This is a genomic window from Actinomyces sp. Marseille-QA0893 (assembly GCF_976954355.1).
Genome location: NZ_CDRJSY010000003.1, coordinates 152,958 through 173,406, shown reverse-complemented (window position 1 = coordinate 173,406; position 20,449 = coordinate 152,958). Strand labels below are relative to the sequence as shown.

Here is a 20,449-nt window from a genome sequence, read left to right as displayed (position 1 = left end):
CAAACATGTGACCTGCGTCATCAATAGAGCTCCTTAATGGACCCACTCAGACAGCCTTCACCCCACCCAATTTGGGACGAAAATGTAAAATACTGTCAGTAGGCCTGTCGAAACCTTCGGGTTAGGGCCTACGCGCAAGGGTTAGATACCGAACAAGGAACAGGCTGCATGAGTATTTTCGACCGTTTTGAAAGCGCCGTGGAGCGCGGTGTAAACGGCGCCTTCTCGCGTGTTTTCCGTTCGGGAATCAAGGCAGTTGACATCACCTCGGCGCTCAAGCGCTCCATGGAAGACCACGTCCAAGAGCTCTCCACCGACCGCGCAATTGCCCCCAACCACTTCCTCATTCGCATGGCCCCCTCTGATATGGATGCATTGGGTGACCTCGACATCCTCGCCGGCGAATTCGCCCAACAGGTAACCGATCACGCAGCCTCCCAGGGATACGCCCTTCTCGGCCCAATCTCCATTGATTTCACGCGCGACTCGGAAGAATTCACCGGTCAGCTCCAAGTGGAAGCACGCAACGAACGAGGCGCTGCCGCCCCGGCCACGGCCTCGTCACCCTCCCCCGAGCACCCCATCCTCGACATCGACGGCCAGAAGTGGCTCCTCACCGAACCTGTCACTGTCATTGGCCGCGGAGCCGAGGCCGACATCACCGTTGCAGACTCGGGAGTTTCGCGCCGTCACCTGGAACTTCGTATCACTCCGACCGGCGTGATTGCTACCGATTTGGGTTCAACAAATGGTACTTTCGTTGAGGGCCACCGCATTGATGCAGCGACCCTTTTGGACGGAAACCAGATCACCATCGGACGCACCCGAATCCTGTTCTGGACGCACCCGCAAAGTGAGGATGCCCAGTGACTTCAGATCTCACCTTCACCCTTTTCCGCTTGGGCTACCTTGTCCTCTTGTGGCTCCTCGTTTTGGGAGCGGTCTCAACTCTGCGCCGCGATATCTTCGGCACGGTCGTGACCCCGCGCGGAAAAGGACGCAAGGATGCGGATCGTAAGCGCCGCGAATCTAGGCGTTCAACACATACTTCCGAACCGCGAAATCTTCTCCTGACCGGAGGCCCGCTTGTGGGCACGATCATTCCCCTCGGAAGCACACAGATCGTCATTGGACGTTCGCCCTCATCAACACTGGTTTTGGAAGACGAATACGCATCTTCCCAACACGCGCGCCTGACCCCCGCTGACGGACGTTGGTGGATCGAAGACCTCGGTTCCCGAAACGGAACTTTCGTGGACGACGAAAGACTGACGTCGCCTCGGGAATTAAACGTGGGAGATATCGTCCGAATCGGCCAAACGACCCTCGAATTGGTGAAGTAACATGGCCCCAACCAAGCCCGTCGAATTTCACTACGCCGCTCGCAGCGACGTCGGCTTGGTGCGCCAAAATAACCAAGATTCCGGCTATGCGGGCGCAAATCTTCTGGTCTTGGCCGACGGAATGGGCGGCCCCGCAGGCGGCGATATCGCTTCCTCGGTTGCTATCGCTCACTTGGTTCCCCTAGACACCGACTCCCACCCCGCTGAGACTCTCCTCCCCTCTCTTCGCGATGCCCTCATGGACGCGCACGAGGAACTTTCCGAGCGCTCCGAACAAGACCCCGAGCTCGCAGGGCTGGGGACAACCTGTATCGCGCTTATGCGTTCGGGAAACAAGCTCGCCATGGTCCACATCGGTGACTCACGCGCCTACCTCTTGCGCGGCGACACTCTCACCCAGGTCACCACCGATCATTCTTTCGTTCAGTACCTGGTGGACAGCGGCCAGATCACCCCTGAAGAGGCCGAACACCACCCGCAGCGCAATGTCGTCATGCGAATCCTTGGGGATTCTCAAGCAGACGTTACTCCCGATGAGACCATGCGCGAAGCAGTCGTGGGAGACCGCTGGTTGCTGTGCTCTGATGGCCTTTCCGGAGTCGTCTCCTCCGATACGATCGCCGAGATTCTCACCGATGTCCGCGATCCCGGAGAGTGCGCCGAAGAGCTGATCCGGCTGGCTTTGCTTGCGGGTGGTCCAGATAACGTCACCTGCGTGGTCGCCGATATCGTTCCCGCGGGCACCATCCCTCCCAGCGCACCGCAGATTGTCGGCGCTGCTGCGAAGGATCGCTTAGCGCCCACTCGCGGGGGTGGCGGGGCAGCCGCTCGCGCTGCGGCTTTGGCTTCCCCGACCAAAGAACTTCCCGTCGACGACGAGGCCGAGGCAGAAGCCGACGCTCCTCGGCGCTCACGTTTCGCATGGCTCCTGCCCGTCATCAGCTTGATGCTCGCAATTGGCGTTGTCATTGCCGGTTGGTTGGGCTGGCAGTGGAGCCAATCCCAGTACTACGTCATGGGTAAAGACGGCTCCGTCGTCATTTTCCAAGGGATCCCACAGTCCGTCGGATCATGGAACCTCTCCCACGCCGTTGAAATCACCGACGTCAAGCTCGACCAGCTCGCAGCGGTCGATCAGCAGCGTCTTCAAGAACCTGTCACGCGTTCTTCGCGCGGTGAAGTCGACGCCTATGTTGCGATCTTGCGCTCGAACGCCCGCGAGCGAGCCCTTCAGCAGGCACGCGAAGCTCAGCAGGCGCAGCAATCCGAGCAAAACAGCGACCAACAAAACCAGAGTCAGCCCACCCCGACCCCTGAAGCAACACAGGAGGGGGGCAACTAGTGGCAACCGTTTCCATTAATCCTGTCCGCCCCCGGCGCGTCCTCGAGCTCTTCCTCATGCTGATTGCGCTGGCGGTTGGAATCGGCGGCTACGTCCTGACCACGCTCAACCGCACGGGGGAAGTCCCGGCGAACTTAGGCCTCCACATCGGGATCTTGGTGGCTCTAGCAATTGTTGCTGAGGTCGGTGTCCATTTCCTTGCCCCCTACGCAGACCCCGTGATCTTGCCGATTGCGGTTGCCCTGACCGGCATGGGTTTGGCGATGATCTACCGAATCGACTTATCTCTCGATGCCCTAGGCATGGATACCGTCGGTGTCCGACAGTTGATGTTCGTTGGAATCGCCATTGTCCTTGCCGCGGTGGTCTTGGTGCTCGTGCGTGATCACCGTGTTCTTCGCCGTTACACCTACACTTTTGGCCTGGTTTCTGTTGTTTTGCTTCTGCTTCCTATGATTCCCGGCCTCGGCAAGGAAACCTACGGAGCGCGAGTGTGGATTAGCCTTGGCCCGCTGTCTATGCAGCCAGGCGAGCTGGTGAAGATCACTCTGGCGATTTTCTTCGCAGGCTACCTGGTTACTAACCGCGATAATTTGACCATCGGCGGGCCGAAGGTATTGGGATTGCGCCTTCCACGTGCTCGCGACCTGGGCCCGATCTTGGTCGTGTGGCTTGTCGGCGTGGCAATTCTTGTCCTCCAGCGCGACTTGGGAACCTCGCTTCTCTTCTTCGGGCTTTTCGTCGCAACCCTCTATGTCGCAACGAATCGAGTCTCGTGGCTGGTCATCGGTTTCACCATGTTCGTCCCCGCAATTTTCATTGCGATCAAAACCTTTAGCCACGTGCGCGCGCGCTTCGATGTGTGGCTCAATGCCCTCGAGCCCGATGTCTACAACGCCGAGGCGGGAGGCTCCTACCAGCTGGTTCAGGGTCTCTTCGGCCAGGCCTCGGGCGGACTCATGGGAACCGGTTGGGGCCGCGGTTACCCGCAGCTCGTCCCCTTGGCGAACTCGGACTTCATTTTGTCTTCCTTCGCTGAGGAGCTCGGAATCACTGGTCTTGCAGCGATCCTTGTCCTGTACTTGGTCCTCATTGAACGAGGCCTGCGCGCAGCAATCGGCGTCCGCGACGGTTTCGGAAAGCTCCTAGCCACGGGCCTGAGTTTCTCCTTCGCCATCCAGATTTTCGTTGTTTTGGGCGGAATCACCCGACTGATTCCTCTGACCGGATTGACCGCGCCTTTCTTGGCCGCCGGCGGTTCGTCGATGGTGTCTTCTTGGCTGGCTGTTGCACTCCTCATCCGAGTTTCGGATGCTGCGCGCCGTCCTTCTGCGCCTTCCGCATGGACGTCTGGCAGCCTCCCCGAGGTTGAACCTAAGCGCCGTCAGGCCCCCGAGCACATGGGAGGCCGCGCATGAATACCCAGATTCGTCGTCTGTTCGTGATCGTCCTCATGATGTTTGCGGCCCTTGGCCTGATGGTGACCAATAATCAGGTCATTCAAGCCCCCTCGCTGAACGCCGATGGCCGCAACCAACGCACGATTTTGCACGCGGCTGAAACCGACCGCGGCCCGATCATCGTTGATGGTACTGCGATTGCTTCCTCCGAAAAGGTTGAAGGATCCTCGCGCTACCAGCGCTCCTATTCCCAGGGTCCGCTCTACGCGCACACGACCGGGTATTTCTCGGCGGCATTCTCTCAGTCCACCGGGATGGAAGCTGCGGCCGAGGACATCTTGGACGGCCAGTCTCAGGCTCTTCTCGCTCAGCGTTTCCGCAATCTCTTCACGGGCCAGAACCGTCAAGGCGGCGGCGTTGTTTTGACGCTCAACCCGCAAATGCAGCAGATCGCCGCGGAAAAGCTGGGGAATCGTAAGGGAGCCGTCGTTGCTCTCGATGCCAAGACCGGTGCCGTTTTGGCCATGTATTCTTCGCCCTCCTACGACCCGAATTCCCTAGCGGTTTTTGATTCCCAGGAAGCCAACACGGCCTACACGGATCTGATTAACAACCCCTCCAAGCCTCTGTATAACCGTGCGATTGCTGGCGATCTTTACGCCCCCGGTTCGAGCTTCAAGATCCTCACCACCATTGCCCTGCTTGAAAAGGGCGCTGTCACGCCGCAAACCGAGATGGATTCTCCCGTCTCAACCGTCCTGCCGGGAACCCAGACCTCGGTGTCGAATATTGAGTCGACGGAGTGCGGTAATGGCCACCCCACTCTTGCCGAGGCCTTCGCGCGCTCGTGTAACACGACTTTCGTTCTTGCCAGCGAGAAGCTCACTCATACAGATCTGGCCGACCTGACGAATCGCTTCGAATTCGGAACAAGCCAGAAGATCCCCTTGAGTGTCACCGCCTCGCAGTTCCCGGATTCAACGGATTCTGCGCAGCTGGCGATGAGCTCCATTGGCCAGTACTCCGTGAAGGTCACGCCTCTGGAAATGGCTATGATCTCGCAGACCATTGCCAACAAGGGCACCATGATGCGCCCCTACATGATTTCGCAGATCGTTGACTCTGACCTCCAGGTTCAGTCCGAAACTTCTCCGGTGCGCGTCGGTCAAAAGATCAGCCCCGAGATCGCTTCCCAGATGACTGAGCTCATGCAGGGAGTCGTCTCCCAGCCCTACGGAACCGGCACCGAAATGGCTCTTCCCGGTATTTCTGTGGCGGCAAAGACTGGAACGGCTGAAGTGGGTGACGGTTCGGGACGCGCAAACGCATGGGCCGTTGGTTTTGCGCCCGCTGACAACCCGAAGATCGCCTTCGCAGTCTTGGTTGAGGGCGATGATTCTAGGCCCGTTCCCCACGGTGGAAGCGATGCGGGTCCCATCGCACGCGCGCTCCTCCAGGAGGGATTGAAGTGAGCGATTCGAAGCCTTCGACTGCCCCCAACCAACTTGCCGGACGAGTTCTTGGCGGTAGGTATCTTCTGCTCTCCCTGATCGCGCAGGGCGGCATGGGCGAGGTGTGGAAAGCACGTGACCGTGTCACAGGCCGGACCCTTGCTGCGAAAGTCTTGCGCCCCGAACTTTCCGGGCAGGAACTTTCCCTGTCTCGCCTGCGTATTGAGGCTCGAAACGCGATGAGCGTTGAGCACCCGAACATCGCGAACGTTCTTGATTCTGGCGAAGAAAACGGCCGTGGCTGGATCATCATGGAGTTGGTTGAGGGCCGCCCTCTGACCGACTACCTGCGAGGCGGACAATCAATCTCTCCCGAGTACCTCATGCCGATCCTCATGCAGATCGCCATGGCCCTTGGTGCGGCGGCCCAAGCGGGAGTCGTTCACCGTGACATTAAGCCCGCGAACGTTCTTATTCGTCCCGATGGCATGGTGAAGCTTACCGATTTCGGGATCTCGCGCACGGACTCGCAGATTGATCTCACCGCCGACGGTATGGTCATGGGGACCGCCCAGTACCTTCCCCCCGAACAGGCGATGGGTGAGAAGGCCACATCTTTGGGTGACCTTTACGCCCTGGGTGTGATTGCGTACGAGGCCGCAGCTGGGGTGCGCCCCTTTACCGGGAAGTCACAGGTTGATATCGCTTTTGCCCACGTGAATGAGCCTGTCCCTGCGCTTCCAGATTCGGTTCCTGAACCCTTGGCCCGAGTCATCTATCACCTTCTTGATAAGGATCCCCAACGGCGCCCCGAATCGGGATCGGCATTGGTCCGCGAGTTGGTTGCTGCTGGAAGTGAGATGGGGGTTTCCCTCCGAGCGCGTCCGCTTCCCCCGCCAACGGTTGAGGCCCCCCACCACGGGGCTCCTCCCACTCCCGGAGCTCCGGCCGTGGAGACTCGCGTGAATCCGACCCTTCGTTCCGGTGCCCCGGTTCAGCACACTCAGCGGCGCTCGCTTCCGGCGGATCTCCTCGAGCCGGTTGATCTTGAGGCGCAGGCAGCAAAGCCTTCCTTGGCTGCGCGCAAGCCGCTGGCCTCGCGAATGGGAAGTACCCCGCGCACGCCTCGCCTGCCCGAAACAACGACGCCCGAGGCGCAGGCAGCGAAGCCCGCTGCACCCACGCGCGAACGCCGGCCTTCCCCCGCGAAGGCGGAGGCCGCCTCGGCAGATCAACCCCGACGCCGCAGAAGCGCAACGCGGCCAAGCCGCGTCACGATCAACCCCGCTCTCATCCGCTGGCACGCAGTCACCGAAGAGAATGGGACAATCCGCACGAGCGCCCCGGTGAAGACTCGCTACAATCGTTCCGTTGTGGCACCGGAGCCAACGCGTAAGGACCAGATCGGGAAGTGGTTGGTCATCTTCTTGATCTCTCTCACCATTTTCTTAATTGCAGTTGCTACTATCCACAACAGATTCGGGTCACTCTTGCACCGAACAAGTGCAGAGGTCTCATCCAATCAGGAGGTTACGACATGGCAGATTCCGCCCCTCGAGTTCTAGGGGGACGCTATGAGGTGCGCTCGCTTATCGGGCGCGGAGGCATGGCCGAAGTACACCTCGGGTTCGACAAGCGCCTGTCGCGAATCGTTGCAATCAAGATGCTGCGAACCGACTTGGCGATGGATTCCGTCTTCCAGGCACGTTTCCGCCGCGAAGCGCAGTCCGCTGCTTCACTGAACCACCCCAATATCGTTGCCGTTTACGACACGGGTGAAGAGGCAACGCTGCTCCCCGATGGTCGTAAGGTCTCGATCCCCTACATCGTCATGGAGTACGTCGATGGGCGTCCGCTCAAGGACCTCCTCTCCGACGATGCTGGTCCTTTCCCGATCGCTGAGGTCGTCGACATTGTTGCCGGCGTCTTGTCTGCGCTCGAGTACTCGCATTCGGCTGGCCTCGTGCACCGCGACATCAAGCCCGGCAATGTCATGCTGACCTCCAAGGGCGAGGTCAAGGTCATGGACTTCGGCATTGCTCGCGCGATTGCCGATTCACAGGCGACTATGACGCAGACCAATGCGGTCGTGGGCACGGCTCAGTACCTCTCCCCCGAGCAGGCACAGGGTAAGCCGGTTGATGCTCGTTCGGATCTGTACTCCACGGGCGTACTGCTTTTCGAGCTGCTCACTGGAAAGCCTCCCTTCACGGGTGATTCTGCCGTGGCCGTGGCCTACCAGCATGTCCAGACCATCCCGCCGCTCCCCTCCTCCATTGCGGGAGATGTTCCCGAGGCCATGGATCGCGTCGTGATGAAGGCTCTGGCCAAGAATCCCGACGATCGTTATTCTTCCGCGGCGGCCATGAAGGCTGATCTCTTGCGAGCAGCTCACGGCGCTCATGTGAATGCTCCTGAGACCGCTGTGTGGGAAAGCGCGGCAACTCAGACGCTTCCTGCAGTTGCGGCTGCGCCGGCATTCCCTTCGCCTTCTTCACCTTCGGATGCGACGCAGACCAGGATCGCACGAGCGGGTTCGCAGGCAACCGCGGTCCGTCGCGCAGATGAGGACGAAGAAGAAGATTCCAAGAAGAAGCGTCCTGCAGGTTTGATTGCTGGAATCATCGCTGTTGTCCTTGTTGCCCTTATTGGCATTACGTGGCTCGTGGTCACGCATTCTCGCGAGGATTCCACGTCCGAGGTTCCCAACGTTGTCGGTCAGTCTCAGGCCGAGGCAATGCAGACCATCAAGAGCAAGGGCTTTGAGTGGGCGGTCGCCGAGGAACAGGTTGCCTCCGATACGATCCCCGCGGGTTCTGTCGTGTCAACGGATCCGGCTGCGGGTACGGCCGCTAAGCCCGGTTCTCGCGTGATTGCAACGATTTCTTCCGGTCCTGCTTCGATTACGCTCCCCGATAATCTTGTCGGCATGAGTCCTGCTCAAGCCCAGCAGACCGTCGAGGCGCTTGGTTTGAAGTGGACTCTGTCTGATCAGAAGGAAGCTTCAGATAACGTCGAAAGCGGCAAGATTGCGCGCGTCAGTCCTTCTGCTGGTTCGAAGGTCCGCGCTGGATCGACCATCACCGGTTATGTTTCTTCCGGTTCTCAGAAGGTCACGGTCCCCGATGTCACGGGTATGAGCCAGGATCAGGCGCGCAATGCCCTCACTCAGGCCGGCCTGTCCGTTGGCAACGTCAACACCGTTGACGAGGCCGGGGCTTCGCAGGGCCGCGTCGTGTCGACTTCACCCGCAGTTGGTTCCGAGGCGAAGCGCGGTGACACGATCTCGCTCAACATTGCTTCGGGTAACGTCGTCGTCCCCGATAACTTGACGGGACAGAACTACACGACCGTGGCCTCGTCGCTGGAGGCTCTTGGCTTGCGCGTCACCATCATTCAGATGCCCGATCGTAATGCTGCTGCCGGTACTGTCACCGGCGTGACGCCCAGCGAGGGTTCTTCGGTGCGCCAGGGTAGTTCCATCACCCTGTACGTCTCGCAGGGGGCTAACGGCTCGGCATCGCCCAGCGCGTCAAGCCACTGAGGCGGAACGTAAAACTCACATAGTGTTGGGGGCTTGGCAATGCCAAGCCCCCAACACCTATATTCAGTAAGTTAACGGCGGTACCCACTCAAAGCGAGCACGGCCTCGTCAATCAGACCGAGGCGCCACCCAAGCCAAAGAAGCGCTCTGCCCACGGGAAGACGTAGGCGAAAAGCACTGCGACTGCGAAGGCAGCGATGACCAGGCACAAGAAGACGCGGAACCACGTGGGTCCCGGAAGGTGGCGGAAGAACCATCCGTACATGTTTTTTCCTTCCTTACTCCACGGGCTCGTCAAGCAATTCGGCGGGGACACCCGTGTTCTTCGGGGTCCACGATTCAAGCTTGAGGTGGACGATGAATCGTTCGGAATTTCCGTATTCGGGGTTGCAGGTCGTCATGGTCATCAGACGCTCAGTCGGCTGCTTTGAGAAGGTCAGGTCACCCGGTACTGGCGCGATGACACGGATATTTGTTTCGTCGCTGGCGGGAACGATCTCGTTGGACTGGTAGGTGTAGACCAAGTAGAGGTCATTCGTTTCGACAACGACCTTGTCGTTTTGCTTGAGCAGATCGATGAAACGGAAGGAGTTACCGTAGGAGCGACGGTGTGCGGCAACAGAGAAGTTTCCAAGTTGTCCGGGCTGCGCGGTGTCCTTGTAGTGACCGGCCCAGCCCTGATCGATGATCGTGCCGGTTGTGCCCTCGCCCAAGGGGATTTTCATCCAATTCCATGAGGGAACGTGAATGACGCCGTAGAGTTCATCGATTGCGGGGGTCTGGGTAAACTCCGGCGGGTCCTCGGTGTGGCGCTCGCCGAGTGTGCGCTTTGAGGGGTGCTGATTTGAGAAGTCAGCAACGGCCTGCGCGCGCGGACCTTCTACCTTGTAGCTGGTCCAGTACAACTGCCACACGGCAAATAACCCCAAAATGACGGCAATCGTAATGAGGAGCTCGCCGATGACCGAGAGGAAGGTGGCGCGCGATCGGCGGGGGGCTGCCGGTTCTTCTACGTGTTCACCCATTCTCTTTCACCACCTGTGCGTATCGAAGGGATAGGTCTTGGGCGGACGCCGGAAACTCGAGGTTATCTGAAGTTTTCAGATCCCAGCCCAATCCGTAGCGTGCCACATAACGCTGGTAATTGACGACTCGAGGATTCGTTTCGACCGAATTTCGGAGCTGATTCACATTTCCGATGGCCGAGATCTTGTAGGGCGGCGAGTACGATGTGCCGCCGACAAGGATGACGTTTCCGATGCATCGAACGACGGTCCGCGGCGCGATGCGTACTCCCTGTACTGTCATTGCCTCGGCACCGCCCTCCCACATGGCGTTCATGACATCATCGATGTCTTGCTGGTGGATCACGAGGTCGTTCGGGTTGACGTTATCGGGAACTGTGTCGGTTGGGGCGTCGGAGAGCGTTACGGTGATGCCCGGGCCAGAAACGGGGTGCTTGGATAGTTCATCGACAGTGTCCGAACCCTGTTGGCTTGTGGCGGGGACATGGCCGGCAATCTGGTCCTTCAGCGAGGCGACGGAGTCTTGGAGTTCCTTCACTTCGTTTTGGCGGTGTCCGACGAGGCCGGCGAGGTCGACGTGGGTTTGCGAGCGGGTTTCCGAGTTGGAGTGTGCGCTTGCGACGAAGAGGATTCCCGAGGCCGTGGTGACGAGGAGAACCGAGGCCGCCGAACGCAGGGTGCGCCCCCGCGGACGTTTAAGCGGTCGTCCAAATAGTTTCACATCGTCTCCTGGTTGCGAGCAGGCTTTCATAGAACCCGGGCAGTGTAGTTCTAGTATCCCCTGTTTGGGGTATATACGCCCAGTTGCTTTTGATGTTTGGCCCAGTCCAGCTAGGCTAGAGGGAGGCCGCCTGTCGCGGCGTTACCCGGGAGTAGCTCCCGAATACCTGCCGCAAGAAAGGATAATCGTGGCTGAGCCGAAGAAGAGCGAGAGCGAGAAGGACACGAAGTCGCAGTCCGAAGAGACTCAGGCAGAAGAGTCAAAGCGCGAGGATCGCAAGCGCGAAACCAGCGAGAAGGATGAGCGCTCGAAGCGTGAAAAGCGCGGCAAGGCTGGCAAGCGCGATAAGGCAAAGCGCGACAAGCGTGCGAAGGCTGCGAAGCGTGCAGCCGCTGAGTCCGAGTCTGAGATTCACGCCTGGACCGATGGTATTCCGCTCTCTCCCGTGTGGTGGGCTCCGTTGTTCACGACGCTCATGATTGTCGGCCTGTTGTGGATCGTTGTCTTCTACATTTCGAGCGCCGCCTACCCGATCCCGCAGCTGGGCCAATGGAACCTCGCAGTGGGTGGTGGCATCGCGTTCATCGGCTTCTTGATGACAATGCGCTGGCGCTAAGTGCTGATCTAGAAAAGCTCCTGCTGGGGGGTGTTCGCACGCGAACACCCCCCAGCTTTGTATGCATTTCACACGCTATCCACATACTCGCGCAAAAATCCACATCCGCCCACACTCTATCCACAGGCGAATCCACAGCTGGGGATAAATCTCACGCGTGTAATTACCCAGCTTCGATTCCCAGATTTACGCATGAATTCGATTGGATGAATTGTGTATTGAAACCAGAAAACCGCGAAATATCAACGAAAATCTAGAATCTACTGCAAAGATCACGAAAAATGTGATTTTTCCCTTGACTTTCAGCTTCCAAAGCCCATTCGCTGCAGTATCCACACGTTATCCACACCCTCAAAACTAAACAACAGCTAGTTCGCACCAGGCATGCAGTAATCATTCAGGAACGTGGGGAAGGGGTAAGAAAATAGCCCTGAAATGGGCTTTTCCCTTCGAGTAAATCGACGCTGCGACTATGCCGCGCTGCTAGTGAGCGTGAAACTCGATGCGTCTTCCAGCCTCGTACATGCCTCCAAGCAAGTGGCCACTCAGTGCCGGTTGGAAGGAAGCGACATCAGTTACCGAGAAGGTTGTCAGTGAATCCATGCCGTATTCCGCAAGCATCGGTGCCGCAGGAGAGGAGGGACCAACGATGATCGTGCGCGCGCCTCGGGAAAGTTCAAGAAGGCGCGGCATGGTCTTGTTGACGAAAGCAGAACCCGTAATAAACACGTAATCACACGTCGGCAGAACATACTCGGCGGCTGAATCCGGCAAGTCACCGGGGAGAGTATTGCGCTCGAGAACGATCAATTCACTGACCGCGGGAAGGGCGGCTGGAGCGAAGGGAAAATGGCCGATGACCGCAACCCTCTTGCCTGCGGTCTCCTTCGCCCACGGATCAAAAAGGTTCTGCCAGTTATTGACCTCGCAGGGTTCAAATCCGGCAGCTTCAGCACGGGATGGAAGGGCATACCACGAGTTGAGCGCAGCCATGCCGACCGCGGCCTCGGCAAAGTTCCAACTCTTCGCGAAAGCTGCAACCTCGCGCAAACTCAGCCCCGTGACGTCTTCGGAAAGGGAACGCGGCACAGACTCGACGGGCATATGGAAAGCCATCCCGACGCCGGCCTCGGAATTCTCAACGAAGGCCCACTTGCCTGCGCGCCCGCACGCGCTCACGCGCACGGAAGGATCGATCTGTTCGATCAAACGGTCGTAGATCTCCCACGGATTCCACATATCTAGCATTGCGGGTCCTAAATTCCGATGAGCACCATGTAGGTGACAACAAGGATGACGATCTCAGCGGCAAACATTCCCGCAACGCCAATAGCTGTGCGTACTCCTTGTTTTTTCGCGGTCATTCCTGCGCGTGGCCGGCCCAGAAGAAGCAAGGCCCAAGCGCAGAGCATTCCCGCGATGAGGCCGCCAATATGCGCCTGCCAGGAAATGCCCGAAACGATGAAACCGTAGAGGAGGTTGACGGCAAGAAGCCCGGCGATTGCGCGCGCATCAATACCCGCCGCACGCTGAAGAACGAAAACCGCACCGAAGAGGCCAAATATGGCCCCCGAAGCACCTACGGTAACCGTATTCACCGTGGAGGTATCAATGAGCGCCCATCCGAGGACACCGATTGACCCGCCAAGGGCACTGATCAGGTACAGGGCAAAGAAACGGGCTCGCCCCAAGAGGGGTTCCAGCGCTCGGCCAACGGCGTAGAGCGAGATCATGTTGAAGGCCAGGTGGGTGAGATTGAGATGCAGATATGCGGTCGTCAAAATACGCCACGGCTGAATGAGCCCGTAGAGGGGAGTGAAGCCCAAGTATCGCGTGACAACGTGGTTGCTCACAAAGTCCCCGAGCCACAGGCCGATACACAAAATAATGGTCGCGTAGGTGATCAGCGGGGTCTCAGCGCCGATCCGCACATTCCCGACCTGACGAGGCCGAGCCGCTCGGGAACGACCAAAGAAGTTGCCTCGGCCTCTGCCCGCGCAATCCACACAGATCGAACGAACTTCCGTGGGGACAACACACTGGGCGCACATCGGTCGATTACAGCGTTTGCAATAGTCGACGCTGCGCACACCCGGGTGGCGCGGGCATTCTGGTGCGGCGTAGGGATCCGAGCGCCGCCCATAGAGAGGCTGAGACATAGTTTCCTTAGTGTCAGTCGACGATATCGATCGAGGAGATCACGACATCTTCAACCGGGCGGTCACCGCGACCAGTGCGGGTCGTGGCAATCGCGTCAACAACGCGCTTGGATTCGTCGTCGATCACTTCACCGAAGATGGTGTGGTTGCCCAGCAGCCACGGGGTCGGGGCGACGGTGATGAAGAACTGGGAGCCGTTGGTGCCCTTGCCCATGCGCTTGCCCGCGTTGGCCATGGCCAGCAGGTAGGGCTTGTCGAAGTTCAGGTCGGGGTGGATTTCGTCATTGAACTGGTATCCCGGGCCGCCTGTGCCGGTGCCCAGCGGGTCACCGCCCTGAATCATGAAGCCGTCGATCACGCGGTGGAAGATCGTGCCGTCATACAGCGGACGGGAGGTCTGCTGGCCGGTCGAAGGATCGGTCCATTCGCGCTCGCCCTTCGCAAGGGAGGTGAAGTTCTTGACGGTGTTGGGCGCCTGCTCGGGGAAAAGTTCGAGTCGGATATCGCCCATATTGGTATGAATTGTTGCTTCCATGTCTCCATCGTTCCAGATTCACGTGAAATCGGCACGGGATTTTGCCGAGTATTCCCGCAATTACGCTGCATGCGAAGGAGGAAGAGTGCACAATAGAGGAGTCACATACGTTCAAAAGCGAACGCAACTCTCTTAGACAGATTCGGAGACATCATGGCTAGGACCCCGAACATCGACACCGAAAAGCTCAAGGCTCAGAGCCTGCAGCTCCGTGACGCAGCAGCAGTGCACGCGGGCCGCATTGCCGTGCGCGCCGCCGATCTGGCAGAACAGGGACTGGATTGGGCAGCTCCCCGTGCACAGGCTGCACTGGCAAGCGCAATCGAGCGCGCCACTCCCCTCGTCGAATCCGCAACTGATCGCGCACAGGCCGTTGCCGATCGCGCACAGCCCTTCCTATCCGATATTCACGGTCATGTCGTCGACGACTACCTGCCTCGCCTCAACCGTGCAGTGACCGAGTCCGCTGCTGCACTGTCCAGCGAAGGCGATCTTGGCGCACGCGCACGCGCCGCACGCTCGGCATCTGCAAAGGCCCTGACGACTCCGGCTCGCAAGAAGTCCTGCAAGAAGTGCCGTCTTCTGCGCGCCCTGTGCTTCACCGCTGTTGCCGCAGCAGCAGCTGGCGCAGGCTACGTCCTGTGGAAGCGCAGCCAGCCGATCGAAGATCCCTGGGCCGAGGACTACTGGGCAGACCTGGAAGTTGAAGACTACTCCGCCGATCAGGAAGCTTCTGCCGAGTAAGACAGAAGGCCTCCAATAGGCTTCATGCTTTGGGGGGTCGCGACGCACCGCGTCGCGACCCCCCATCAGTTTTTCGTCAAACCCTTCGTCAGCGAAGGCGCACGATCCTATAACGCTCCACTACACGCCGAACGCGTAGAACGACGCTCCCACAAACCCAAGAATTCCAAGCACCCAGGGACTCACATTCAAAGCGATTCCCCACGTGTTGAGCTTGCGTTGCTTCTCCGACACAGGGACTGCAGCACTCGGCATGGCCAAAACCACGCCGAAAATGTTGACCGGCGCAACAAGACCGATCCACATTATCAAGAAGAGGATCCACACCCAGCCGGCGCCTTCGGGGTGTCCGCTCTTAATTGCGTCTCGAATGAGGAGGTAGGGCAACAAGAACGAGCACGCGACAAACACCCAGCCGACAAAACCAAGAATGAGCGGCGAACGCTTCAGCTTGGCTTCACCTTGGACCAGAGGTGCACCCACGTATTGGCCAGCCGGCTGCGGCATTGCCTGGTACCCAGGGCCCTGATAGAGCGCGGCGCCCTGCTGAACAAGCTGAGGATTCAGCGGCACTCCAGCGGCTTGCGGCATTGCTGCTCCTTGGACCGGCACTGTGCTTTGCGGCTGCCCCTGATCAGGGACTCCTCCAGCGACTCCACCCTGATAGGGATTGCTTCCTTGGCCCGGTCCGCCCGACATGCTCACAATGTCCTCCTTGCGAATAAGTATTCCGGGGATTGAGACTATAGGAGGCCGGGCACCTACGCAAAGCTTTATTCAGCAAGAAGAGCCCGCAGCACCTGCACAACCCCGGCCTCGTTATTCGAAGGCGCAAGGAAGCGCGCCGCCGCACGCACGTCAGCAGAGGCATTCGCCATCGCGAAAGAAAACTCAGCCTGAGCGATCATCGACAGATCATTTCCCGCATCGCCGAAAACAACTGTCTGCCCCGGAGTAACGCCCAAATAGTCCTGAAGTTCACCTAATGCGCGCCCCTTATCAACGCCGCGAGCTTGGAGATCAGCCCAATTCGCAGCCGAGATCGCAAATTGGTGGCTAAGCGCAAAGCGCCGCAAAGTTGCATCCGCAAGCGGAGTGACATCACCGGCACTGTAAACGGCGAGCTTAATGATCGCCTCGTCCATCCGCCCCTGTTCGATATCGTCGATCACCTTCATCAGGTCATCGACGCATTGTGTGCGCGTGTAATAGGGCGCAACGGCTGCCATGAAGCCTTCGTCTGTGCGTTCCACATAGGCGCAGTTTTTCCCGCATACGACGAGGCCACCATCGAAGTTCTCTCGTAGGCTCCCCTCAGGTGCCCCCTCCCCGGCGTCCTCGTGTGCGGCCGTCGCGCCCGGCCTCGGCAATGCGTATTGACGGACCAAGCGCACGCTCTCACGCACCGTCGCAAGGTCAAGCGGGGCCGAAGAGATTTCGCGGCCGTCGCGCATGACGATCGCGCCGTTTTCTCCAATAAAAGTGAGTCCGGGGCGCTCGGGGAACATATCGATCAAGGTCCACACTTGACGGCCGGAAGCGGGAACAAAGACGACTCCACGTTGCTCCAAGTGATCAAGAAGCTCGTCTAATCCGGGAGGAAAATTCTTCTCATCGTCGAGGAGCGTTCCATCCATGTCGACGGCGACAAGACGGATCTGGGCACCGGCATAGGATGAGGGATAGCTGACCATAGTTTTTACTCTCGCTGAAGTCACAGGTAGAAGATGTAGATGTCCATGAGACGATCAAAGAGTTCCTCGCCCGCAAGCATCAGGTTCACGAGCACAATAAGAATGACCGCGGCGATGGCATATCCGCCCAAACTCCACAGGCGTCTACCGTGCGCTCGCGAGGCGGTCAGGGCATATAGCCCCACGAAAAACGCGACGACTCCCAAGGGAAGCTCATAGACCGCAAATGCCTCCACAAAGAGAAGGGTGGCCCACCCACGGCCAACAATTTCACTGAAGAAGGCCAGTAGAAACATCACGAGCATCAGCGCTGCGCATACGGCAGAGATGACGCCGGACATTGAAATCACGCTGCCCGAAGATGGATGTGTCTTGGGTTGATCTGCTTCTTTCGTTTTCTGCATCGACCGTCTCCTCTCGACCTTTGAGCGCCAACGATGTCTGCTCACACTATCCCATTGCCATCTCAAAGAAAACTGCCAGGGACACCCCTTGCCCCGCCATCAGCTGGAATAGTCAATCTGCTAGGTTGATGGATATGACCCATGCGCAAGTGCTTCTGCGGGCATACGCCCGCGCAACAAATATGTTGATCGCCGGACGACGTTTCATCACCTCCGACGGCGAGCTCACCGCGCTCCTTGAGGCTTTCGGAGCCCAGGTCATTACCCCGGATTGTGCCGAGGACACTCCCTCGACTCCCACCGGCCTCGACGTGATCTTCGACCTAGATGAGGGGGCATTTCCGCGCCCGGGTGCGATCACCGTCCTCGCTCCCGGTGGCAGCTTCCAAGGAGTTTACGCTCCCGATACCTCACTTTTGCGTGGCCCCGAAGATCCCGAGCGCATTGCGTGGGCCCGTTCGCTCATGCCCGTCACCGAGGCCGCGGTGGGCCGCATTGCCCACCTGCTCCCGGGTCGCCGCATCGGCCTCGCCCTGGTTTTGGAACCAAAAACTGCGGCGCTTGCCCTGATGCTTTCCGAGGCCGGTGCTGAGGTGAGCGTCTTTGGGCACGCAAGCGAGACCCGCGATGACGTTGCCGACGCACTGCGCCGTGCGGGACTGAAGGTATTCGCTAACTCCCAAGCAAGCCCCGAAGAAGAGGAGGTACTGGCCCGCGAGTTCCTCGCTGAAGACAACGAGTATCTGCTGGATGACGGTTCGCATCTGATCCGCATGGCTCACGATCCGAATCGCGCTCCTACAGCACTTTCCGCCTTGCGCGGCGCCGCCGAGGAAACGACCTCGGGATTGCGTCCGCTGCGCCATTTCCCCCTGCGCGTTCCCGTGATTGCCAGCAATGACGCACGTTCCAAGACTCTCTTCGATAACGCCTACGGCACTGGCCAATCCTGCTGGACAACGATTCTTGACATCATCGATCCTGCAGGGATTGGGGCCCCAGTCCCTGGAATGACGATCGGAGTGATTGGTTATGGAGACGTCGGCAAGGGGTGTGCTCGCTTTGGTCGAGCACTGGGAGGAAAGGTCAGCGTCGTAGAACTTGACCCGGTTCGGGCCCTCCAAGCACGCATGGATGGTTTCACTGTCGCCCCGCTGTCTGAGGTTGCCGCTCGCGCGGGTATGTTGATTTCCGCGACGGGTGAGCCTTCGACCATTCCCCTTGGCGCGCTTGAGGCTCTCCCCGAAAACGCTATTGTCACCGTCGCGGGTGGCGTGGTCGGTGAAGTTGAGGTCGAGCAGGCGCTGGCCGCGGGGTGGACTTTGAGCGAGGCCGGTGACCCACACGTGCAAAGGCTGGCCGATCCCACGGGCAAGTCCCTGCGTCTCCTGGAAAAGGGCGAAGGCATCAACTACACAGCAGGTGAGGGGAACCCCATCGAGATCATGGATATGAGTTTCGGAGTCCAAGTCGCGGCGCTCACTGAGCTACTGACGCGCGAAGACGAACTTGTCCCCGGTCTCCATAACCTTCCCATCCAAGCCGATAATGCGGTATCTCGGGCTGCGCTTGATGCACTTCGTGGAACAAGCAATGCACAATAGTTCCATGACTTCGACGCTTTCCCAAGATGACACAGAAATCCAAAGCCCCCACCCACATTCCGACATCGTCGAGGTCTACTCAGCCGGGCTCGTCATTCCGATCACCGCTCCATCCGTCTTGGACGGCGCTATTGCCGTTTCCGGCGGGCGAATCGAACACGTAGGATCTCGCGATTGGGTGATCCACGCCCTTGAACAGGCGGGGTGTCCCTTCGTCGAACACCACGTAGACGGGGTACTCATGCCCGGCCTCGTCAATGCGCATACCCACCTGCAGTACACGGGAATGGCGCAGGTCGGCGCGAGGCGCTACACGGGTTTCCCCTCGTGGGCGCAGGCTTTCGACGCGGTCTATGACCACACCGAATTCGATTGGAGCGCCGAGGCCGCGCGGGGTGCTCGCCTATCGATCCGTTACGGAACAACCAGCGCTGCCGACGTTGTCACCGATCCCGAGGCCGCGAGTGCACTCCACGACCTGGGCTTGCACGGTGTCGCCTACTGGGAAGTCATGGGGTGGTCGAATGAGGATTGGGCAGCTCGCGGTCCGGCAAGCGTCAATGCTTCCCTGGATGCGATGCCCACTCCCCCGCAGATCGGTATTTCCCCGCACGCCCCGTATTCATTGGATGCGGAACCGCTTTTGGATCTTCCCGACCTTGCGCGCCGACGCAACCTCCGCCTGCATATCCACTTGGGAGAGTCCCATTCCGAGGCCGAGTGGAAAGAAGGCCGCACTGCGCAGTTGGATGATTTGTGGCGCAGTGGGGCCTCAACTTCCTTCACAGAGATGCGTTCCCTAGGTGGGGGCTTCTCGGCGACACAATTCGTTGATCAGCTGGGGGTTTTGGGTCCTGATTGCCACGTTGCCCACGGCGTGTACATGACCGCAGATGACCGGCGTCGCCTGCGTTCTCGCAATACTGCTGTTGCTTTGTGTCCGCGCTCAAATCGTGTGATTGGCTTGGATGCGCCTCCTGTTGCCGCCTACCTAAATGAGGGTAATTTGCTGGCCGTTGGGACGGACTCCCTGTCTTCTTCTCCCAGCCTTGACGTCATGGAAGACGTTGCGCTCTTGTATAAGATCGCTCGCGCTCAGGGTTATGGGGAAGGCGACTTGGCTCGCCGTCTGCTCCACACCGCCACTTTGGGCGGGGCTGTCGCACTGGGATTGTCGACTGGCCCGCAGCGTGTCGGGCAGCTTCAGTCCGGCGCGGTCGCAGACATGGTGTTTTTCGATGTACCCGTAACGACGATTGTCGACACCATCGAAGAGCTCGTCCAAACCGGTGCTTCTCGCCAGATTGCAACGATTATTGACGGAAGCCTGCGCTGGGTTGATCCCCGTTTCAGCGACTTCTTTGAGGGAAACGTGCAATGACTACTCTCAGCCCACTCGCTTCCACACTTGTGAACCAACTTAACCTTGCTCCTCACCCCGAGGGCGGGCACTTCCGTCGCACCTGGACCGCACCCACGCATGTGGAAACCCCGCGTGGACAGCGTGCCACGGCCTCGGCAATCCTCTTTGTATTGGATCGCGACGAGGAAGCGGCTTGGCACCTGGTGCACTCCGATGAGCTATGGATCTGGTCGGGGCCGGGAGCCTTGGAGATTCACCTCGGCGGAGATGGCGAGGCCCCCAGTTCCGAGCCGCAGATCGTGATCTTAGGCTCGCCGGCAGCTGAGGAAGAGGAACTCTCCCCTTCTGAGCCTTCGAACCCCGTGCAATTCCTTGTCCCCGCCGGTTCGTGGCAGCGTACTTTTGCTCGAGGCCAAGCGGCGCTGGCCACTTGCGTTGTCTCGCCCGAATTCTCTTTCGAGGACTGGAAATTAGCCTCGGCTGGCGAATAAGAGATTCGCGCGT

The 20,449-nt window shown here is 59.2% G+C and carries 21 protein-coding genes; 12 read left to right on the top strand and 9 right to left on the bottom strand.

The window, feature by feature from the left end; all coding sequences use genetic code 11:
• Window positions 1–168: 168 nt before the first annotated feature.
• Genes ACWNMW_RS05190 through pknB form a run of 7 tightly spaced genes read left to right on the top strand, consistent with a single transcriptional unit; the run spans window position 169 to window position 9,080 of the window.
• The gene (locus ACWNMW_RS05190; protein WP_034500872.1) at window positions 169–870 is read left to right on the top strand and encodes an FhaA domain-containing protein; all 702 of its coding nucleotides are present in this window, start codon (window positions 169–171) and stop codon (window positions 868–870) included.
• Window positions 867–1,343, top strand: coding sequence for an FHA domain-containing protein FhaB/FipA (locus tag ACWNMW_RS05185; protein ID WP_034500874.1), 477 nt, complete (start codon window positions 867–869; stop codon window positions 1,341–1,343). The genes ACWNMW_RS05190 and ACWNMW_RS05185 overlap by 4 nt, the downstream gene beginning before the upstream one ends.
• A 1-nt stretch (window position 1,344) precedes the next feature.
• Window positions 1,345–2,685 (top strand): PP2C family protein-serine/threonine phosphatase, encoded by a 1,341-nt coding sequence (locus ACWNMW_RS05180; protein WP_449490257.1) that lies wholly within the window; start codon window positions 1,345–1,347, stop codon window positions 2,683–2,685.
• Entirely contained in the window at window positions 2,685–4,103 is a 1,419-nt protein-coding gene (locus ACWNMW_RS05175) for an FtsW/RodA/SpoVE family cell cycle protein (RefSeq protein WP_449490256.1), read from the top strand. The genes ACWNMW_RS05180 and ACWNMW_RS05175 overlap by 1 nt, the downstream gene beginning before the upstream one ends.
• Window positions 4,100–5,557, top strand: a complete 1,458-nt coding sequence (locus tag ACWNMW_RS05170; protein ID WP_449490255.1) for a peptidoglycan D,D-transpeptidase FtsI family protein — start codon at window positions 4,100–4,102, stop codon at window positions 5,555–5,557. The genes ACWNMW_RS05175 and ACWNMW_RS05170 overlap by 4 nt, the downstream gene beginning before the upstream one ends.
• A complete protein-coding gene (locus tag ACWNMW_RS05165; RefSeq protein WP_449490254.1) occupies window positions 5,554–7,101 on the top strand; it encodes a protein kinase domain-containing protein in 1,548 nt (515 codons plus the stop codon). Before ACWNMW_RS05170 ends, ACWNMW_RS05165 begins: the two co-directional genes overlap by 4 nt.
• The gene (gene pknB, locus ACWNMW_RS05160) at window positions 7,074–9,080 is read left to right on the top strand and encodes a Stk1 family PASTA domain-containing Ser/Thr kinase (RefSeq protein WP_314212503.1); all 2,007 of its coding nucleotides are present in this window, start codon (window positions 7,074–7,076) and stop codon (window positions 9,078–9,080) included. The genes ACWNMW_RS05165 and pknB overlap by 28 nt, the downstream gene beginning before the upstream one ends.
• Before the next feature lie 112 nt (window positions 9,081–9,192).
• On the opposite strand, the gene ACWNMW_RS05155 is transcribed toward pknB, so the two are convergent.
• The 3 genes from ACWNMW_RS05155 to ACWNMW_RS05145 are packed head-to-tail and all read right to left on the bottom strand — an operon-like array spanning window position 9,193 to window position 10,826.
• Window positions 9,193–9,345 (bottom strand): hypothetical protein, encoded by a 153-nt coding sequence (locus ACWNMW_RS05155; protein WP_034500888.1) that lies wholly within the window; start codon window positions 9,343–9,345, stop codon window positions 9,193–9,195.
• A gap of 13 nt (window positions 9,346–9,358) precedes the next feature.
• Window positions 9,359–10,105 carry a class E sortase gene (locus ACWNMW_RS05150; RefSeq protein ID WP_072457162.1) on the bottom strand — a complete coding sequence of 249 codons (747 nt, stop codon included), beginning with the start codon at window positions 10,103–10,105 and terminating at the stop codon, window positions 9,359–9,361.
• Entirely contained in the window at window positions 10,098–10,826 is a 729-nt protein-coding gene (locus ACWNMW_RS05145; RefSeq protein WP_081940744.1) for a DUF881 domain-containing protein, read from the bottom strand. Before ACWNMW_RS05145 ends, ACWNMW_RS05150 begins: the two co-directional genes overlap by 8 nt.
• A 187-nt stretch (window positions 10,827–11,013) precedes the next feature.
• Here ACWNMW_RS05145 and ACWNMW_RS05140 point away from each other — a divergent pair, with 187 nt between their 5' ends.
• Entirely contained in the window at window positions 11,014–11,442 is a 429-nt protein-coding gene (locus tag ACWNMW_RS05140) for a cell division protein CrgA (protein ID WP_295893479.1), read from the top strand.
• 483 nt (window positions 11,443–11,925) lie between these two features.
• Here ACWNMW_RS05140 and ACWNMW_RS05135 read toward each other — a convergent pair whose 3' ends face one another.
• The 3 genes from ACWNMW_RS05135 to ACWNMW_RS05125 are packed head-to-tail and all read right to left on the bottom strand — an operon-like array spanning window position 11,926 to window position 14,136.
• Window positions 11,926–12,690 carry a Rossmann-like domain-containing protein gene (locus tag ACWNMW_RS05135; RefSeq protein WP_449490253.1) on the bottom strand — a complete coding sequence of 255 codons (765 nt, stop codon included), beginning with the start codon at window positions 12,688–12,690 and terminating at the stop codon, window positions 11,926–11,928.
• An 8-nt stretch (window positions 12,691–12,698) separates the two neighbouring features.
• Window positions 12,699–13,601 carry a rhomboid family intramembrane serine protease gene (locus ACWNMW_RS05130; RefSeq protein ID WP_449490252.1) on the bottom strand — a complete coding sequence of 301 codons (903 nt, stop codon included), beginning with the start codon at window positions 13,599–13,601 and terminating at the stop codon, window positions 12,699–12,701.
• A gap of 13 nt (window positions 13,602–13,614) precedes the next feature.
• The gene (locus ACWNMW_RS05125; RefSeq protein ID WP_299059929.1) at window positions 13,615–14,136 is read right to left on the bottom strand and encodes a peptidylprolyl isomerase; all 522 of its coding nucleotides are present in this window, start codon (window positions 14,134–14,136) and stop codon (window positions 13,615–13,617) included.
• A 153-nt stretch (window positions 14,137–14,289) separates the two neighbouring features.
• On the opposite strand from ACWNMW_RS05125, the gene ACWNMW_RS05120 reads away from it, so the two are divergent.
• Window positions 14,290–14,880, top strand: coding sequence for a hypothetical protein (locus tag ACWNMW_RS05120; RefSeq protein WP_295893486.1), 591 nt, complete (start codon window positions 14,290–14,292; stop codon window positions 14,878–14,880).
• A gap of 120 nt (window positions 14,881–15,000) precedes the next feature.
• Here the strand turns inward: ACWNMW_RS05120 and ACWNMW_RS05115 are convergent, their stop codons facing one another.
• From ACWNMW_RS05115 to ACWNMW_RS05105, 3 genes are all read right to left on the bottom strand, one after another.
• The gene (locus ACWNMW_RS05115; RefSeq protein ID WP_449490251.1) at window positions 15,001–15,585 is read right to left on the bottom strand and encodes a hypothetical protein; all 585 of its coding nucleotides are present in this window, start codon (window positions 15,583–15,585) and stop codon (window positions 15,001–15,003) included.
• 68 nt (window positions 15,586–15,653) lie between these two features.
• Window positions 15,654–16,574, bottom strand: a complete 921-nt coding sequence (locus ACWNMW_RS05110) for an HAD hydrolase family protein (protein WP_449490250.1) — start codon at window positions 16,572–16,574, stop codon at window positions 15,654–15,656.
• Between the two features lie 20 nt (window positions 16,575–16,594).
• A complete protein-coding gene (locus ACWNMW_RS05105; RefSeq protein WP_034500907.1) occupies window positions 16,595–16,978 on the bottom strand; it encodes a hypothetical protein in 384 nt (127 codons plus the stop codon).
• A gap of 128 nt (window positions 16,979–17,106) precedes the next feature.
• Between ACWNMW_RS05105 and ACWNMW_RS05100 the strand changes: the two genes are divergently transcribed.
• Genes ACWNMW_RS05100 through ACWNMW_RS05090 form a run of 3 tightly spaced genes read left to right on the top strand, consistent with a single transcriptional unit; the run spans window position 17,107 to window position 20,436 of the window.
• On the top strand, window positions 17,107–18,582 hold the full coding sequence (locus tag ACWNMW_RS05100) for an adenosylhomocysteinase (RefSeq protein WP_449490249.1): 1,476 nt from the start codon (window positions 17,107–17,109) through the stop codon (window positions 18,580–18,582).
• 4 nt (window positions 18,583–18,586) lie between these two features.
• On the top strand, window positions 18,587–19,963 hold the full coding sequence (locus ACWNMW_RS05095) for an amidohydrolase family protein (RefSeq protein ID WP_449490248.1): 1,377 nt from the start codon (window positions 18,587–18,589) through the stop codon (window positions 19,961–19,963).
• Window positions 19,960–20,436 carry a cupin domain-containing protein gene (locus ACWNMW_RS05090; protein WP_449490247.1) on the top strand — a complete coding sequence of 159 codons (477 nt, stop codon included), beginning with the start codon at window positions 19,960–19,962 and terminating at the stop codon, window positions 20,434–20,436. Before ACWNMW_RS05095 ends, ACWNMW_RS05090 begins: the two co-directional genes overlap by 4 nt.
• Window positions 20,437–20,449: the final 13 nt, after the last annotated feature.

Coding starts and splice junctions, on each gene's coding strand:
- ACWNMW_RS05190 (WP_034500872.1), top strand. CDS start 169: ATGAGTATTTTCGACCGTTTTGAAAGCGCCGTGGAGCGCGGTGTAAAC.
- ACWNMW_RS05180 (WP_449490257.1), top strand. CDS start 1,345: ATGGCCCCAACCAAGCCCGTCGAATTTCACTACGCCGCTCGCAGCGAC.
- ACWNMW_RS05170 (WP_449490255.1), top strand. CDS start 4,100: ATGAATACCCAGATTCGTCGTCTGTTCGTGATCGTCCTCATGATGTTT.
- pknB (WP_314212503.1), top strand. CDS start 7,074: ATGGCAGATTCCGCCCCTCGAGTTCTAGGGGGACGCTATGAGGTGCGC.
- ACWNMW_RS05155 (WP_034500888.1), bottom strand. CDS start 9,345: ATGTACGGATGGTTCTTCCGCCACCTTCCGGGACCCACGTGGTTCCGC.
- ACWNMW_RS05150 (WP_072457162.1), bottom strand. CDS start 10,105: ATGGGTGAACACGTAGAAGAACCGGCAGCCCCCCGCCGATCGCGCGCC.
- ACWNMW_RS05135 (WP_449490253.1), bottom strand. CDS start 12,690: ATGCTAGATATGTGGAATCCGTGGGAGATCTACGACCGTTTGATCGAA.
- ACWNMW_RS05130 (WP_449490252.1), bottom strand. CDS start 13,601: ATGTCTCAGCCTCTCTATGGGCGGCGCTCGGATCCCTACGCCGCACCA.
- ACWNMW_RS05125 (WP_299059929.1), bottom strand. CDS start 14,136: ATGGAAGCAACAATTCATACCAATATGGGCGATATCCGACTCGAACTT.
- ACWNMW_RS05120 (WP_295893486.1), top strand. CDS start 14,290: ATGGCTAGGACCCCGAACATCGACACCGAAAAGCTCAAGGCTCAGAGC.
- ACWNMW_RS05110 (WP_449490250.1), bottom strand. CDS start 16,574: ATGGTCAGCTATCCCTCATCCTATGCCGGTGCCCAGATCCGTCTTGTC.
- ACWNMW_RS05105 (WP_034500907.1), bottom strand. CDS start 16,978: ATGCAGAAAACGAAAGAAGCAGATCAACCCAAGACACATCCATCTTCG.
- ACWNMW_RS05100 (WP_449490249.1), top strand. CDS start 17,107: ATGGATATGACCCATGCGCAAGTGCTTCTGCGGGCATACGCCCGCGCA.
- ACWNMW_RS05095 (WP_449490248.1), top strand. CDS start 18,587: ATGACTTCGACGCTTTCCCAAGATGACACAGAAATCCAAAGCCCCCAC.
- ACWNMW_RS05090 (WP_449490247.1), top strand. CDS start 19,960: ATGACTACTCTCAGCCCACTCGCTTCCACACTTGTGAACCAACTTAAC.